Origin of the sequence: Nocardioides sp. Root122 (assembly GCF_001425025.1) — a bacterium.
GTDB lineage: Bacteria > Actinomycetota > Actinomycetes > Propionibacteriales > Nocardioidaceae > Nocardioides.
Window position 1 is genome coordinate 159,773 of record NZ_LMDE01000014.1, and the last position, 14,223, is coordinate 173,995.

Below are 14,223 nucleotides of genomic sequence, written 5' to 3' on the forward strand. Positions count from 1 at the left end.
CCCGCGCACGTGCGGCGGAGGTGGCCCCTCAATCGCGATTCCAAGGGCCAAAACCGCCGCACGTGCGGCGGTCAGGACTGCTGCGCGCGCCACTCCTCGCGGAGGAGGGCGTACTCGTAGGAGTCGGTCCACCGGCCCTTGGACCAGAAGTCGCCGAGGCGGTGGGTCTCCCGGCGCATCCCGAGGCGCTCGCAGAGGGCGGCGGAGCGGTCGTTGCGGGCGTCGAGGTTGGCCACCACCCGGCGCAGGCCGTAGTGCTCGAACGCCATCCGGAGGACCGCGCGCGCGGCCTCGGTGGCGTAGCCCCGGCCGGTGTGCCGCGGCAGCACGGTCCAGCCGATCTCGCCCTCGCTGAGCCCGGTGCCCTGGAGGATGAGGAGCGAGTCCCCGACGACCTCGCCGTCGTGCTCGGCCACGAGACCGACGAGCATCCCGTCGCCCGGGTCGGAGCGGCGGCGCACCATCTCGGCGACCTCGGCGGCGTTCTGGGTGCCGGTGAGCAACAGGCTGACGTAGTCCTCGTCGGCCCAGGCCTCGGCCAGCGCGGCCTCGTCGCCGGCGCGCCAGGGGCGCAGCAGCAGCCGCTCGGTGCGCAGCGGCCACACCGGCGCGACCGGGGTGAGGAACTCCCGCCGGGGGCCGTCGACCCAGGTCTCGCGCACCGTGGGCCCGCCGAACCGCAGCCGGTCGTAGGCCGTCATCGGCAGCAGGATCGCGTCCAGCCCGGGCACCGCGAGCACGCCGTCGACGGCCTGGCCGATCAGGCCGCGGCCGATCTCGTCGTGCGGGTCGCGGCGCAGGCGCTCGATCGCCGCCGCAGCCTCGGCGACGCGCGCGGTCTTCATCCGGATCCGGATCGGCGAGACCTCCTTCAGGCAGACGTACTGCCCGGAGAGGTAGTGGCCCCACTCGGCCTCCGCGGTCGCGGCGTCGTCGGGCCAGAAGGCGACGAACCAGTCGTGGAGCGCGTCGACGCCACCCGCGACCTCGGCGAGGGCGCCGTGGGCTGCGGGCACCATCGGCGTCCCGTCGGAGAGGAGGTACGACGGCAGCGGGAGCCGGTCCTCGAGCATCAGGCCCATCGCCTCGGGCGTCGCCTCGACGAAGTGCCTCCGGACGTACGCGTCGTCGTCCTCGGTCATCGGGTGGTCGCCGTTGACCGCGAGGTAGCGCCGGCGGACCTGCTCGATCAGCGTGTCATCTCCCACACGGTCAACAGTGCCATCAGCACGCAGACCGTCGCACCCACGTAGTGGAGGACCGATTCCTTCACGTGCTGGAGCAGCACGCGGCCGACGATCACCGCGAGGCCGGAGACCGTGAGCAACGCGCCCCACGCCCCGAGGAACACCGACACCGGGTCGTCGTACTTCGCGACGAGCGAGATGGTGAGCAGCTGGGACAGGTCGCCCCACTCCGCGGCGAAGAGCACCAGGAAGGACGTCACCACGACCTTCATCCCGTGGGCCGTGGCATCGGACTTGGCGGCGTACTCGGCCTCCTGCTCGGCCTCCTCCTCGTCGGCCGACCTGGCCTCGCGCAGCAGGATCACCGCGCCGATCACGAACATCAGCGCGGCAACCGTGTGGATCAGCTGCTCGGGAAGGAACGAGGCGACCTTGCCGACGCCGACCGCGACGCCGGTCTGCACGAGGAACGCCAGGCCGACGCCGATCCACACGAAGAGCGGGCGCATCTTCGTGGACATCACCAGCGTGGCGATGAAGGTCTTGTCGGGCAGCTCGACGACGAAGATGGCACCGAAGGCGAGGGCCACGACCAGCAGATCGATCACCGGGCGAGTGTGTCCTACCCCGCGCGGAAGGCGTCGGCCGGGTAGACCCCGAGGACCTTGACCTCGGTGGTGAAGAACTCGAGCTCCTCGAGGGCGTTGCGGACCGGCGTGTCGTCGGGGTGGCCGTCGACCTCGGCGAGGAACTGCGTGGCGGTGAAGTGCCCGCCGACCATGTAGCTCTCCAGCTTGGTCATGTTGACGCCGTTGGTCGCGAAGCCGCCGAGCGCCTTGTAGAGCGCGGCGGGCAGGTTGCGGACGTTGAAGATGAAGGTCGTCACGACGGGGCCGTTGCCGGCGGGTGCCTGCTCGAAGTCGCGGGAGAGCACCACGAAGCGGGTGGTGTTGTGGTCCTCGTCCTCGATCTCCTCGCGCAGCACCTGCAGCCCGTAGATCTCGGCGGCGAGCGGCGGGGCGATCGCCGCCTGGGTCGGGTCGCCCGACTCGGCGACCTCGCGCGCGGCCCCGGCGGTGTCGCCCGCGACGACGGGGGTCAGTCCGAGCTCGCGGATCACGCCGCGGCACTGGCCGAGCGCGTGGACGTGGCTGTGCACGGTGCGCAGGGAGTCGATGCTCGCCTCGGGCAGGGCCATCAACGAGAACTGGATGCGCAGGAAGCGCTCACCGACGATGTGCAGCGACGAGGTCGGCAGGAAGTGGTGGATGTCGGCCACACGACCCGCGATCGAGTTGTCGATCGGGATCATCGCGAGGTCGGCGTCTCCGTTCTCCACCGCGGCGAAGGTGTCCTCGAAGGACGCGCACGGCAGCGGCTCCCAAGCGGGGTAGGCCTGCTGGCAGATGATGTGACCGTTGGCTCCCGGCTCGCCCTGGTAGGCGATCCGGCGCGGCGAGGAATTCACCGGGCGAGTCTGGCACGACCGGCCGTGTCCGACCGGCCGTGACCGCCACCCGAACATAGGGTCGGGGAGTGCTCGATCTGGTCGCCGTCGTCCTTGCCGCCCTGGCCTGCGTGCTCGCCGCGCTCGCCCTCCGTCGTACGCCGTCCCGGCCGACCGCCGACGGCGTCGACGCCCTGCCCGAGGACGTCCACGGGCTGCGGCAGGAGGTCGCTGCCCTCAAGGCGGAGAACGCCGACGCGCTCCGGCACCTCTCGGTCGTGCGCTACGACGCGTTCGGCGACGTGGGCGGCCACCTCAGCTGGAGCCTCGCGCTGCTCGACGACGCCGGGCACGGGGTCGTGCTGACCTCGATCCACGGCCGCAGCGAGGCGCGCACCTACGCCAAGTCGATCGCCTCCTGGTCCTGCGAGCAGCAGCTCTCGCCGGAGGAGGAGGAAGCGATCGAGCACGCGCGTCCCCTTGGCAGCTGAGACGCGAGCGGAGCGAGCACTCAGGTGCCTGAGGAAGACCCCGAACGTCAGCGCGGCACGCGCACGAGCAGCTTCCCGTGGATGCACTCCATCCAGAGCTCGCGACCTTCACCGATGGAGTCGCCGTCGAGCTGGCGGGGCGTGTCGGCGGAGGCCTTGATCCGCACCCGGGAGCCGGTGCGGCGGTCGAGGGTCTCGTCGACGATCGCGCTCTTGCGCAGCACCCGCAGCGCCACCGTGATCCACGACAGGAACTGCCGGGGGTGGATGATCACGACGTCGAGCACGCCGTCGTCGATGGTGGCGTCGGGCAGCAGCGGCATGCCGGCTTGGAGGAAGCCGACGTTGCCGACCACGACCGTGCGGGCGCGGTGGACGGTGGGCTCCTCGTCGTCGACCTGGATCTCGACCTTGATCGCGGGGAACATCAGCGACTTGAGCCCCGAGATGATGTAGGCGACCCAGCCGATCTTCTTCTTGATCTCCTCGTTGACGCCCTCCATGATCGCGGCGTCGAAGCCCATCCCGGCCATGACCATGAAGTGGGTGTCCTCGATGTTGTCGCCGCCCACCCGGACCAGGTCGATGGCCCGGTCCTGGCCGTTGAGCGCGACGTCGATGGCCGAGCGCAGGTAGAGCGGGACGTCGAGGTTGCGGGCCAGCAGGTTGCCGGTGCCGGCAGGGATGATGCCCACCGGGATGCCGGTGCCGGCGAGCTCGGCGCAGACCTCGCGCACCGTGCCGTCGCCGCCGCAGACGATCACCAGGTCGGCCCCCGAGACCGCGGCCTTCTCGGCCATGCCGGTGCCGGGGTCCTCGATCGTCGTGTACTGCCACGTCGGCTCGGACCAGCCGGACTCCTTGGCCATGGCGCCGACGATCGCGCGGAACTGGCCGACGTCCTCGACCTTGATCGGGTTGAGGATCACCGCGAGCTTGCGCTCGGAGGCGTAGACCTCCGGCAGCGGCTCCGTCCTGGCGGCGGTCGAGCGCGGCCGCGGGTCGATGAAGGCGAGGGCGAGCAGGAAGACCCCGATGCCCAGCAGCGAGCCGGCGATGACGTCGGTGGGGAAGTGCCGGCCGAGCAGCACCCGGTCCAGGCACACCGCGAGCCACCAGCCGATCGCGAGGACCGTGCCGAGGCGGCGCAGGCTGGCGCGGCGTACGAACAGCACGAGCAGCATCACCAGCAGGCAGGCGTACGCCGCCGTCGAGGACGCGTGCCCGGACGGGAAGCTGTAGGAGCTGAGCAGGCCCAGGTCGCCCTGCCACTCCGGCCGGTCGCGGCCGAGCCAGATCTTGAGACCTGAGGTGGCCAGCGAGGTCACCACCATGACGACCGTGGCCAGCAGCGCCGCCCAGCGGTGGCGCCGCAGCAGCAGCCCGAGGACGAGGATGACGGTGAGGATCGTCATCCCGGCGGTGCCGAAGGCGATCTCGACGACGCGCAGCACGTCGATGAAGAACGAGGAGTTGTCGGCCCAGTCCTCGAGCTGCTTGCCCTCGACGTCGAAGGAGTCGAGGGGAGCACGGTCACCGGTCACGAGGTAGCCGAGGACGGCGAAGGCGGCGAGCGCCACGACGGCCGAGGCGAGACTGCGGGTGCGAGAAGCGGGGGTCACCCGCGAAGTATGCCCAAACCGGATCGCAGGCCCCACGCCCCTGCGGATAGCCTCTCCGTTGTGATCGATCCCCGCCTGCTCCGTGACGACCCCGACCGCGTGCGTGCCGCCCAGGCCAAGCGCGGCCTGTCCGACGACGTGGTGGACCGGGCGCTGGCGGCCGACTCCGCGCGCCGGCAGGCGATCGCCGACTTCGAGGCCAAGCGGGCCGAGCAGAAGGCCAGCGGTGCCTTGGTCGCCAAGGCGCAGGGCGAGGAGAAGCAGACGCTGCTCGCCCAGGTCAAGGAGCTCGCCGCGGGCGTGAAGGCCGCCGAGGCCGCCCGCAACGCCGCCGAGGCCGCCTGGGACGAGGCCATCAAGGCGATCCCCAACCCGGCCGCTGACGAGGCCCCGGCCGGCGGCGAGGACGACTTCGTCGTGCTCGAGCACGTCGGCACCCCCCGCGAGTTCGACTTCGAGCCGCGCGACCACATCGAGCTCGGCAAGATGCTCGGCGCCATCGACCTCGAGCGCGGCGCCAAGGTCAGCGGCTCGCGGTTCTACTTCCTCACCGGTGTCGGCGCGCAGCTCGAGCTCGCGCTGGTCAACATGGCGATGGACCAGGCCCGCAACGCCGGCTTCACGCAGGTGATCGCCCCGTCGCTGGTCAAGCCCCGCGCGATGGAGGGCACCGGCTTCCTCGGCCAGGCCGCCGACGACGTCTACCGCATCGAGGGCGAGGACCTCTACCTCGTCGGCACCAGCGAGGTCGCGATGGCGGCCTACCACTCCGACGAGATCCTCGACGCCGCCGCGCTCCCGCGCCGGTACGCCGCCTTCAGCCCGTGCTTCCGCAAGGAGGCCGGCAGCCACGGCAAGGACACCAAGGGCATCATCCGGGTGCACTGGTTCGACAAGGTCGAGATGTTCGTCTACACGACCGTCGAGGAGTCCTACGCCGAGCACGAGCGGCTGCTGGCCTGGGAGCGGGAGTTCCTCGACAAGCTCGAGCTCGCCTACCGCGTCATCGACGTTGCCGCCGGCGACCTCGGCCTGAGCGCGCAGCGCAAGTTCGACTGCGAGGCCTGGATCCCGACCCAGGGCAAGTACCGCGAGCTCACCTCGACGTCGAACTGCACCGACTTCCAGTCGCGCCGGCTCGACATCCGCACCCGCGCCGACGGCCAGACCGTCCCGGTCGCCACCCTCAACGGCACCCTGACCGCGATCACTCGCGCCATCGTCGCCGTGCTGGAGACCCACCAGAACGAGGACGGCTCGGTGACCGTGCCGCAGGCGCTCCGCCCCTACATGGGCGGCTTGGAAGTGATCAAGACCCTTGTCTGACTGGCAGCCCAAGGTCGTCGCGCTCGACATCGACGGCACCCTGCTCGCGTGGGTCGACGGGCAGACCGAGGACTACGAGACCATCACCCCCGCGGTGTACGACGCCGTGCACCGCGCCCTCGACGCGGGCGCCCACATCGTGCTGTCCAGCGGCCGCTCGCCGCACGGCATGACGCGCATCGCCGACATGCTCGACGTGCCGCGCGACGGGCACGACCGGCTGTGGATCGTCGCGTCCAACGGCGCCGTGGTGTTCCGCTACCCGCCGATGGAGGTCGTCCACGAGGAGACCTTCGACGCCGCACCCGCCGTCGCGGCCGTGCTCGAGCACCACCCCAACGCGCTGGTGGCGGTCGAGGAGCGCGGGGTCGGGGGCTACCGCGTCAACCGGGTCTTCCCCGAGGGCGAGATCTCGGGTGAGCAGATCATCACCGAGGTCGACGACATCGTCGGTGAGCCGGTCAGCCGCGTGATCATCCGCGACCCCGAGGCCACCGCGCAGGACTTCGTCGACCTCGGCGCCCGCCTCGGCCTGCACGGCACCGACTACGTCGTCGGCTGGACGGCATGGCTCGACCTCTCCCCGGTCGGCGTCTCGAAGGCCTCCGGGCTGGCGCACGTGTGCGAGGCGCTCGGCCTCGAGGCGAGCGACGTCCTGGCCATCGGCGACGGGCGCAACGACATCGAGATGCTGCGCTGGTCCGGTCGCGGGGTCGCGATGGGCCAGGCCGTCGAGGAGGTCAAGGCGGCCGCCGACGACGTGACCGCCACCGTCCACGACGAGGGTGCCGCGGTCGAGATGTCGCGGTGGTTCCCGCCCGTCGGTGCCTGAGGTGGGCGCCGGGTCCTTCACCTTCACGGCGCCGCTGTGGCGCTGGACGGCGCGTACGACGTCGCGTGAGGAGTCGGGGGACACCGGCGCGTGGAGCTTCGTGAGCCTGCCGGCCGACGTCGCCGACGAGGTGCGGGACTCCGCGGGCGAGCCGCGTGGTTTCGGCTCCGTGCGGGTGCACGTCGAGGCGGCCGGCCAGGCCTGGGACACCAGCGTCTTCCCCGATGCGAGGTCCGGCAGCTTCGTGCTCCCGGTGAAGAAGGCCGTCCGGAAGGCGGCGGGTGTCGGCGAGGGCGACGACCTCACGGTCACGCTCTCGGTGAGGGACGGCCGGTGACCGCTCCCCGCCTGGTCGCGACCGACCTCGACGGCACGCTGCTCGACTCCGGGGGGCGGGTGTCGGCGCGGACCCGTGCGGTGCTCGACGAGCTCGACGCCACCGGCGTACCGGTCGTGTTCACCACCGGACGCCCCGTGCGGTGGATGGAGGAGCTCTGGGACGCGGTCGGCGGGCACGGCCTGGCGATCTGCAGCAACGGCGCCATCGTGTACGACGTCGCGCGTCGCGAGGTACGCGACCACCGGCCCGTCACGCGGGAGGTCGGCCTCGCCCTCGCCGAGGCGGTGCGCGCTGCGATCCCCGGCACCACCTTCGCCATCGAGCACACCGAGGGCTGGGCGAGCGAGGTGGCCTTTCCCAGGCACCCCGACGACGTCGCCGTCCGCACCCAGGGGGCCTGGGAGGACATCTTCCGCGACGACGTCGTGAAGGTCCTCGCCGTGCACCGCGACCTGGACCCCGAGGACTTCTGGGACCAGGTGGCGCGAGCGGTCGGCGACTCGGCGGTGACCACCTGGTCCTCCTCCTTCGCACTCGTCGAGATCAGCGCGGCCGGCGTCACCAAGGCCTCCACGCTGGCGTCGCTGGCGGCGGAGATGGGGTTCGGGGCCGACGACGTGGTCGCGTTCGGCGACATGCCCAACGACCTGCCGATGCTGGAGTGGGCCGGGACGTCGTACGCCATGGCCAACGCGCACCCGTCCGTGCGCGATCTGGCCGACCACCTCGCGCCCCGCAACGACGACGACGGGGTCGCGACGGTGCTCGCCGACCGCTTCGGCCTGTCTCGCTAGGCTGCCCGCCATGACCCCCGTCGCCCGACTCGCCGCTGCCCTGCTGCTCGCGTGCGTGGGGCTGGTCGTCACGGTCAGCGCGCCCGCCTCGGCGGAGTGCACCTGCAAGCAGGGCCAGCTCGCCCAGCAGGTGAAGAAGGCCGACGTCGTCTTCATCGGCACCGTCGACGCAGTCGCCACCGAGGGCCAGGACCACACCTACACGGTCACCGCGTCCCGCGCCTACCAGGGGGCACCGGAGCGCTCGACGATGGTCGAGTCGGCCGGTGGCCGCAACGCCTGCGGTCTCGGCGCGCTGGGCGTCGGCACGACCTACGTCTTCTTCGCCACCGGCACCGCGGCCCCCTACGCCGCCGACAGCTGCGGCGGCACAGCCGTCGCCAACCCGACCAAGGTCCAGAAGATCGAGAAGCTCCTCGGCGAGGGCACGCCGGTGGAGCCGCCCCCGCCGCCGGAGGCGGTGTTCACCAAGGTCGAAGGCTCCGCGCCGCCGGGCTTCGCGCGGATGGCCGCGCCCGGAGCGGCCGCGGCGATCATCGGGCTGCTCGGCCTCGTGCTCGTACGCCGCCTCGGTCGGCGCCAGCGGACCGGGTCCTAGAGGTACATCCCGCCGCTGCCGCCCTGGCCGTCCTCGGACTGGTCGGGCCTCATCTGCGGCACGCCCATCGGCGGGTGGCCGCCCTGCTGGCCGGCCGGGAGCGCGCGGCGGATCTGCTCGAGCTGGGCGCGGGAGGCCACCTGCTGGGCGTAGATCGCGGTCTGGATGCCGTGGAAGAGGCCCTCGAGCCAGCCCACCAGCTGGGCCTGCGCGATCCGCAGCTCGCCCTCGGACGGCGTGCCGTCCTCGGTGAAGGGCAGGGAGAGGCGCTCGAGCTCCTCGACCAGCTCGGGTGCCAGGCCGGACTCGAGCTCCTTGATCGAGGCGGCGTGGATCTCCTTGAGCCGCTGACGGCTGGCCTCGTCGAGGGGAGCAGCCTTCACCTCCTCGAGCAGCTGGCGGATCATGCTGCCGATCCGCATCACCTTCGCGGGCTGCTCGACGAGCTCGGTGATGTGCCGCTCGCCGTCACCGTCCTCATCGGAGCCGGGCGCCTGGCCCATGGGCGGGAGGGCGCTCGCGGGGATGGTGCCGATGGGCTGGCCGTCCGGTCCGACGACGACGACCTGGTCCTCCTCGCCGGCGGCGGGAGTGGCGGTCGGGTCGGACTGCTGCTGCTCCGTCATGTCCGCAACCCTATGACCCGGTCGGTGGGAGTCAGAGGGTGAGCACGATCTTGCCGGTGTGGCTGCCGTCCTCCATGAGCTGGTGCGCGGTGGCGACGTCCTCGAGCGGCATCGTGGTCTCCACGATCGGGCGGATCGCTCCCGAGGCGACGAGCGGCCAGACGTTCTCGACGACGCCGCAGCAGATCGCGGCCTTCTCCGCCAGCGGGCGGGCGCGGAGCGACGTGGCGGTGACCGAGGCGCGCTTGCGCAGCAGGGCGTTGATGTCGAGCTCGCCCTTGGTGCCGCCCTGCATGCCGATGATCACCAGCCGGCCGCCTGTGGCGAGCGCGTCGACGTTGCGCGCGAGATAGCTCGCCCCCATGTTGTCGAGGATGACGTCGGCGCCCCCGGCCTCCTTGAGCACGGCCACGAAGTCCTCGTCGCGGTAGCTGATCGCTCGGGAGGCGCCGAGCGAGCGGCACATCTCCAGCTTGTCCGGCGACCCGCCGGTGGTGAAGACCTCGGCGCCGCGCGCGGCTGCGAGCTGGATCGCCATGGTGCCGATGCCGCCGGCGCCGCCGTGCACCAGGAAGCGCTCGCCCTTGGCGAGGTGGGCGGTCATGAAGACGTTGGACCACACGGTCGCCGCCACCTCGGGCAGGGCGGCCGCCTCGACAAGCGAGACGCCGGCCGGGACCGGCATGACCTGGCCGACCGGCACCGCCACGCGGGCGGCGTACCCGCCACCGGCGAGGAGGGCGCAGACCTCGTCGCCCACCGACCAGCCCTCGACGCCCTCGCCGAGTGCGGCGATCCGGCCGCTGCACTCGAGCCCGATGGTCTCCGGCGCGCCCGGCGGCGGCGGGTAGAAGCCCTTCCGCTGGAGGGTGTCGGCGCGGTTGACCGCGGTCGCGACGACGTCGAGGAGGACCTCGCCCGCGGCGGGGGTGGGCTCGGGGACGTCGCTTACGGACAGGACGTCGGGACCGCCGGCCCCGGAGGCAACTGCTGCACGCACGCGGTCAGTCCTCGTACTCGTCGTCGGTGTGGTCGACCGTGGAGTCGTCGGGCACGTCGTCGTCGATGTCGTCGGGGTCGGGGGCGTCGGCAGGGCGGTCCCAGCTCTCGGCGAGCTGCTGCGCGCGGGCGGCCAGCCGCTCGACCTCCTCGGGATCCGCGTCAGCAGCTCCGGCGGCGAGGCCGAGCATGTAGGCCGTGATGGGTGCCGACTTCTTCTCCACGTTGCGCGCGGACACGCGGGCCAGGTCGAGGATCAGCGCCTCGTCGACCTCGGCCTCGACGTCGAGCACGTCGGCCAGCTCGTCGATCCAGTCGTGAAGGTTCACGACCCCAATGTCTCGCACCCGACCCGCGTGCGGCAAGGAACCGGGCGGGAACGGGCCGGTCCGGGCGCGCCTACGTGCTCAGGTCGCGCAGGTCGGACCACGTGTCCACGTCGACCGCCTCCTCGCCCACGGCGGGGACCAGGGCCAGGTCGAGCGGGGCCAGCAGCCGGTGCAGCGGCATGCCGTGCTGCCCCTCGAGGTCGGGGCGCACCTCGGCGAGCCGGGCGGCGTCGAGGACGCCGGCGAGCTGGCGCCGGCCGGACGGATCGGCGAGGAACGCCCCGTCGTGACCGGCGCAGGCCTCGCGCAGCCGCCGCATCGTGCCCGCCGTCGTCCGCGGCATGTCGACGGCCAGCACGCCGACCAGGCGAGGACGCCGCAGGAGGGCGTCGACGCCCGTCAGGAGCCCGGCGACCGGGCCGCCGCGCGGGGGGTCCTCGCAGACGAAGGTCACCGGCCGGGTCGTCGGGACCGGCGTCGGGGCGACGACCACGACCTCGTCGGCGTCGAGGAAGGCGTCGATCGCGATCTCGAGCAGGGTCCGACCGCCGAGCTCCACGCTCCCCTTGTCGGTCCCGCCCATCCGCGCAGCGGTGCCGCCGGCCAGCACGACGCCGCAGAAGCCGGCCGCGGTGAGGTCGAGGTCCATGGGGGCATCCTTCCAGTGAGTGGTCTCGAGGCTCGCTCGCTCGCACCTCAACACCGAGGGGCGGGCGGCCTACGCTGGAGCCATGGCCGACCAGCTCCGCGTGCGTGTCCACCAGTGGGCGAGCGCGCTCGACCCCGCGGCGAACCGCGCGCGACTGGCCGAGGGCGTGACGTCCGGCGCCGACCTCGTGGTCCTCCCGGAGGCCTTCGCCCGTGACTTCGGCCAGGCCGGTTCGGACGTCAGCGCCTTCGCCGAGCCGCTCGACGGACCGTTCGCCCACGCGCTCTCCCGCGCCGCAGACGAGGCGTCGACGACGGTGGTCGCGGGGATGTTCGAGGTGGCCGAGGACCCCGCCCGGCCCTACAACACCCTCGTGGTGGGCGGCGCGACCAAGGCGTCCTACCGCAAGATCCACCTCTACGACTCGTTCGGCTACCGGGAGTCCGACCGGCTCACCGGCGGCGCCCCGGAGCCCGTCGTGGTCGAGGTCGCAGGGTGGCAGGTCGGACTGATGACCTGCTACGACCTCCGCTTCCCCGAGCTGGCCCGGCGGCTCGTCGACGCCGGTGCCGAGGTCGTCGTCGTACCTGCTGCGTGGCTGCCGGGCGAGCGCAAGGTCGCGCACTGGCGCACGCTCCTCGCCGCCCGGGCGATCGAGAACACCTGCTTCGTCGTGGGTGCCGGCCAGCCCGAGCCCCGCTACGTCGGCCACTCGGCCGTCTACGGGCCCCTGGGCCAGGAGCTGGCCGCCGCGGGCGCGGGCGAGGAGGTCCTCGAGGTGGTCCTCGACCGCGTGGACCTCATTGAGGCGCGCCGCACCAACCCGTCCCTGGCCAACCGTCGGCTGTAACCTCGTCCGACGTGTCTTCCCCCACCTCCAACCGTGCGCGCGGGTCGTCCCGCGGCAAGCGGGCGGCCGAGCGGCCGCCGTCGCGGCTGCGGCGTCCCCGCAAGGAGGAGCCGCGACGCACCGGCGCGCCGGTGCCTGCGGCGCCGGAGGCCCCGGCCACCCGGACCGGGGACACCACGCCGGCCTTGGCCGGCCCGTCGAAGAAGGTCGTCGCGCTCTGGCTCGCGCTCCTCGCGCTGGGCACCCTCGCGCTTCTCTGGGCGGCCGTCGACGGAGCCCTGAACCGGAGCGACGGGCTCAGCGACCTCGTCCCCGTGCCCGGCTGGCTCGACGGCGCCGGTGCGGTCGCCGTCGTGACCTCGCTGTCGTGGCTCCTCGCCACCCGCACCGCCGGCCGGTCGCTGGTGTCGGCCGGCCTGGCCCTCTTCCTGGGGGCCGCGTCGGTGTTCGTGGGCGGCGAGATCCTGCCCACCGGGGCGGCCGTGATGACGTGCGTCGTCGGCAGCGTGTACGCCGTGATGGCGACCGTGCCGGCCGTCACCTGGTGGAAGGCCGTCCGTGAGGTGCTGCTCGCGACCGCCGTCGCAACCGTGACCTCCCTGGCGGCCGTGGGCTTCGAGCCGACCGTGGCCACCGAGCGGTTCGACCTCGCCGCGCTGGTGATGGCCCTCGGCCTGGTGTTCACGATCGTCTACCGCCTGGGCGCGGGCCTGCACGGCCTGGGGCGCAGGGGCATGATCGTGGTGGCCATCGGCCTGGCGCTGCTCCTCGTCACGCTGGCCTACGCCGAGCTGCTGCGCCGCTACGGCGCCCAGACCTTCGTCTCCTCGGTCCTCGACTTCGTCGACGCCACCTCCGACCGCATCGGGGCGTTCCCGCGGCCGCTGGTCGTGCTGCTCGGCATCCCCGCGCTGGTGTGGGGCACCCACGTGCGCGCCCGCCGGCGGCAGGGGTGGTGGGTGTGCGCCTTCGGCGTCGCGGCGACCGTCCCCCTGGCGACCGGCCTGGTCGCCCCCGACAGCTCCTACCTCGAGGCCGCGCTGCGAGCGGCGTACTCCCTCGTGCTCGGCCTGCTGATCGGCTACCTGGTCATCCGGGCCGACCTCGCGCTCACCGGCCCGAAGGGTCGGCGTGGGCGCCGGGCCGAGGAGGCCGGACCCCACCGGCCCGAGCCGAGCCGGTTCGCCGAGCTCTGACGTCGGATCGGTGGCTACGCCCGGGTAACCGCTAGCGTCGACCGCATGGCCCGCACCAAGTCGCTCGAGATCGTGTCCGAGCTGGTCGCCAACGTGCTGACCATCGAGGTCGCCGAGGGCGACCACGTCGAGGCAGGCGACACCGTCGTGCTGCTGGAGTCGATGAAGATGGAGATCCCGATGCTGGCGGAGCGCGCCGGCACCGTGAGTGCCGTCAAGGTGACCGTCGGCGACGTGGTGCAGGACGGCGACGTGCTGGTCGTCCTCGACTAGCGCCCCTACGCTCCTGCCATGACTGCAGCCCGCGCGCGGACGGCCCACCTGGTCGTCGCGGCGGTGGCGTGGTTCGCGCTGGTCTTCCAGCTGGTGCTCGTGGTCTCCGGCGAGGCGATCCTCGTCGAGGACGACCCGCCGGGGCTGGTGGCGCGCACCTACCGCTACTTCGCCTACTTCACGATCCAGAGCAACGTCCTCGTGGCCCTGACCTCGACCGTGCTGGCGCGCCGCCCGCGCGAGGACCGCATCGGCTGGCGCGCCGCCCGCCTCGCCGGCGTCGTCGGCATCACGGTCACCGCGCTCGTCTACTTCGTCCTGCTGCGCGGCCTCATCGAGCTCGAGGGGGCCAACCGGCTGGCCGACGCGCTGCTGCACATGGTGGTCCCGGCGCTCGCCCTCGTGGTCTGGGCGTGGGTCGGACCCCGCCCCCGCATCGGCGCACGCGAGGTGGCGTACGCCTTGGCGTGGCCGGTCGCGTGGCTGGCGTGGACCCTCGTGGTGGGTCAGGTCGACGGGTGGGTGCCCTACCCGTTCCTCGACGCCGGCGACGACGGATGGGGTGCGGTCGCGATCGCCTGCACCGGCATCACGACGGTCTTCCTCCTGCTGTTCGCGCTCTACGCGTGGCTCGACCGAAGGCTCCCACCGGCCCCTCGCTAGT

The 14,223-nt window shown here is 72.5% G+C and carries 18 protein-coding genes; 10 read left to right on the top strand and 8 right to left on the bottom strand.

The window, feature by feature from the left end:
* Nucleotides 1–71: 71 nt before the first annotated feature.
* From ASC64_RS22580 to ASC64_RS19220, 3 genes are read right to left on the bottom strand one after another with little or no spacing between them, the layout of a single operon-like run.
* Nucleotides 72–1,208 carry a GNAT family N-acetyltransferase gene (locus ASC64_RS22580; protein ID WP_200937903.1) on the bottom strand — a complete coding sequence of 379 codons (1,137 nt, stop codon included), beginning with the start codon at nucleotides 1,206–1,208 and terminating at the stop codon, nucleotides 72–74.
* Entirely contained in the window at nucleotides 1,190–1,795 is a 606-nt protein-coding gene (locus ASC64_RS19215) for a TMEM165/GDT1 family protein (RefSeq protein WP_235563831.1), read from the bottom strand. Before ASC64_RS19215 ends, ASC64_RS22580 begins: the two co-directional genes overlap by 19 nt.
* 14 nt (nucleotides 1,796–1,809) lie before the next feature.
* Nucleotides 1,810–2,655, bottom strand: coding sequence for a prephenate dehydratase (locus ASC64_RS19220; RefSeq protein WP_056909240.1), 846 nt, complete (start codon nucleotides 2,653–2,655; stop codon nucleotides 1,810–1,812).
* A gap of 68 nt (nucleotides 2,656–2,723) precedes the next feature.
* Between ASC64_RS19220 and ASC64_RS19225 the strand changes: the two genes are divergently transcribed.
* Nucleotides 2,724–3,125: a DUF4446 family protein gene (locus ASC64_RS19225; protein ID WP_056909159.1), complete on the top strand. Its 402-nt coding sequence runs from the start codon at nucleotides 2,724–2,726 to the stop codon at nucleotides 3,123–3,125.
* Nucleotides 3,126–3,172: 47 nt separating this feature from the next.
* Here the strand turns inward: ASC64_RS19225 and ASC64_RS19230 are convergent, their stop codons facing one another.
* Nucleotides 3,173–4,747: a YegS/Rv2252/BmrU family lipid kinase gene (locus ASC64_RS19230; protein ID WP_235563832.1), complete on the bottom strand. Its 1,575-nt coding sequence runs from the start codon at nucleotides 4,745–4,747 to the stop codon at nucleotides 3,173–3,175.
* A gap of 60 nt (nucleotides 4,748–4,807) precedes the next feature.
* On the opposite strand from ASC64_RS19230, the gene serS reads away from it, so the two are divergent.
* Genes serS through ASC64_RS19255 form a run of 5 tightly spaced genes read left to right on the top strand, consistent with a single transcriptional unit; the run spans nucleotide 4,808 to nucleotide 8,637 of the window.
* The gene (serS, locus tag ASC64_RS19235; protein ID WP_056909161.1) at nucleotides 4,808–6,073 is read left to right on the top strand and encodes a serine--tRNA ligase; all 1,266 of its coding nucleotides are present in this window, start codon (nucleotides 4,808–4,810) and stop codon (nucleotides 6,071–6,073) included.
* Complete coding sequence (locus tag ASC64_RS19240) at nucleotides 6,066–6,905, top strand: HAD family hydrolase (RefSeq protein ID WP_056909162.1); 840 nt, start codon at nucleotides 6,066–6,068, stop codon at nucleotides 6,903–6,905. Before serS ends, ASC64_RS19240 begins: the two co-directional genes overlap by 8 nt.
* The gene (locus tag ASC64_RS19245) at nucleotides 6,898–7,242 is read left to right on the top strand and encodes a DUF1905 domain-containing protein (RefSeq protein WP_235563833.1); all 345 of its coding nucleotides are present in this window, start codon (nucleotides 6,898–6,900) and stop codon (nucleotides 7,240–7,242) included. Before ASC64_RS19240 ends, ASC64_RS19245 begins: the two co-directional genes overlap by 8 nt.
* Complete coding sequence (locus ASC64_RS19250; protein WP_056909163.1) at nucleotides 7,239–8,039, top strand: Cof-type HAD-IIB family hydrolase; 801 nt, start codon at nucleotides 7,239–7,241, stop codon at nucleotides 8,037–8,039. The genes ASC64_RS19245 and ASC64_RS19250 overlap by 4 nt, the downstream gene beginning before the upstream one ends.
* Before the next feature lie 10 nt (nucleotides 8,040–8,049).
* A complete protein-coding gene (locus tag ASC64_RS19255; protein ID WP_056909164.1) occupies nucleotides 8,050–8,637 on the top strand; it encodes a hypothetical protein in 588 nt (195 codons plus the stop codon).
* Here the strand turns inward: ASC64_RS19255 and ASC64_RS19260 are convergent.
* The 4 genes from ASC64_RS19260 to mobA form a co-directional block, all read right to left on the bottom strand.
* The gene (locus ASC64_RS19260) at nucleotides 8,634–9,263 is read right to left on the bottom strand and encodes a bacterial proteasome activator family protein (RefSeq protein WP_056909165.1); all 630 of its coding nucleotides are present in this window, start codon (nucleotides 9,261–9,263) and stop codon (nucleotides 8,634–8,636) included. The two genes, ASC64_RS19255 and ASC64_RS19260, sit on opposite strands and share 4 nt — an antisense overlap.
* Before the next feature lie 31 nt (nucleotides 9,264–9,294).
* On the bottom strand, nucleotides 9,295–10,263 hold the full coding sequence (locus tag ASC64_RS19265) for an NAD(P)H-quinone oxidoreductase (protein WP_056909166.1): 969 nt from the start codon (nucleotides 10,261–10,263) through the stop codon (nucleotides 9,295–9,297).
* 4 nt (nucleotides 10,264–10,267) lie between these two features.
* Nucleotides 10,268–10,591 (bottom strand): DUF6457 domain-containing protein, encoded by a 324-nt coding sequence (locus tag ASC64_RS19270; RefSeq protein ID WP_056909167.1) that lies wholly within the window; start codon nucleotides 10,589–10,591, stop codon nucleotides 10,268–10,270.
* Nucleotides 10,592–10,661: 70 nt separating this feature from the next.
* On the bottom strand, nucleotides 10,662–11,240 hold the full coding sequence (gene mobA / locus ASC64_RS19275) for a molybdenum cofactor guanylyltransferase (RefSeq protein WP_056909168.1): 579 nt from the start codon (nucleotides 11,238–11,240) through the stop codon (nucleotides 10,662–10,664).
* Between the two features lie 82 nt (nucleotides 11,241–11,322).
* On the opposite strand from mobA, the gene ASC64_RS19280 reads away from it, so the two are divergent.
* Genes ASC64_RS19280 through ASC64_RS19295 form a run of 4 tightly spaced genes read left to right on the top strand, consistent with a single transcriptional unit; the run spans nucleotide 11,323 to nucleotide 14,222 of the window.
* Nucleotides 11,323–12,090: a carbon-nitrogen hydrolase family protein gene (locus ASC64_RS19280; RefSeq protein WP_056909242.1), complete on the top strand. Its 768-nt coding sequence runs from the start codon at nucleotides 11,323–11,325 to the stop codon at nucleotides 12,088–12,090.
* Nucleotides 12,091–12,101: 11 nt separating this feature from the next.
* A complete protein-coding gene (locus ASC64_RS19285; RefSeq protein WP_082550646.1) occupies nucleotides 12,102–13,286 on the top strand; it encodes a hypothetical protein in 1,185 nt (394 codons plus the stop codon).
* Between the two features lie 45 nt (nucleotides 13,287–13,331).
* The gene (locus ASC64_RS19290; RefSeq protein WP_056909170.1) at nucleotides 13,332–13,559 is read left to right on the top strand and encodes a biotin/lipoyl-binding carrier protein; all 228 of its coding nucleotides are present in this window, start codon (nucleotides 13,332–13,334) and stop codon (nucleotides 13,557–13,559) included.
* 18 nt (nucleotides 13,560–13,577) lie between these two features.
* On the top strand, nucleotides 13,578–14,222 hold the full coding sequence (locus ASC64_RS19295; protein WP_056909171.1) for a Pr6Pr family membrane protein: 645 nt from the start codon (nucleotides 13,578–13,580) through the stop codon (nucleotides 14,220–14,222).
* The last annotated feature ends 1 nt before the right edge of the window (nucleotide 14,223 follow it).

Excerpts from the sequence above, each read along its gene's own strand:
- ASC64_RS19255 (WP_056909164.1), top strand. The coding sequence starts at position 8,050 with ATGACCCCCGTCGCCCGACTCGCCGCTGCCCTGCTGCTCGCGTGCGTG.
- ASC64_RS19290 (WP_056909170.1), top strand. The coding sequence starts at position 13,332 with ATGGCCCGCACCAAGTCGCTCGAGATCGTGTCCGAGCTGGTCGCCAAC.
- ASC64_RS19280 (WP_056909242.1), top strand. The coding sequence starts at position 11,323 with ATGGCCGACCAGCTCCGCGTGCGTGTCCACCAGTGGGCGAGCGCGCTC.
- mobA (WP_056909168.1), bottom strand. The coding sequence starts at position 11,240 with ATGGACCTCGACCTCACCGCGGCCGGCTTCTGCGGCGTCGTGCTGGCC.
- ASC64_RS19295 (WP_056909171.1), top strand. The coding sequence starts at position 13,578 with ATGACTGCAGCCCGCGCGCGGACGGCCCACCTGGTCGTCGCGGCGGTG.
- ASC64_RS19260 (WP_056909165.1), bottom strand. The coding sequence starts at position 9,263 with ATGACGGAGCAGCAGCAGTCCGACCCGACCGCCACTCCCGCCGCCGGC.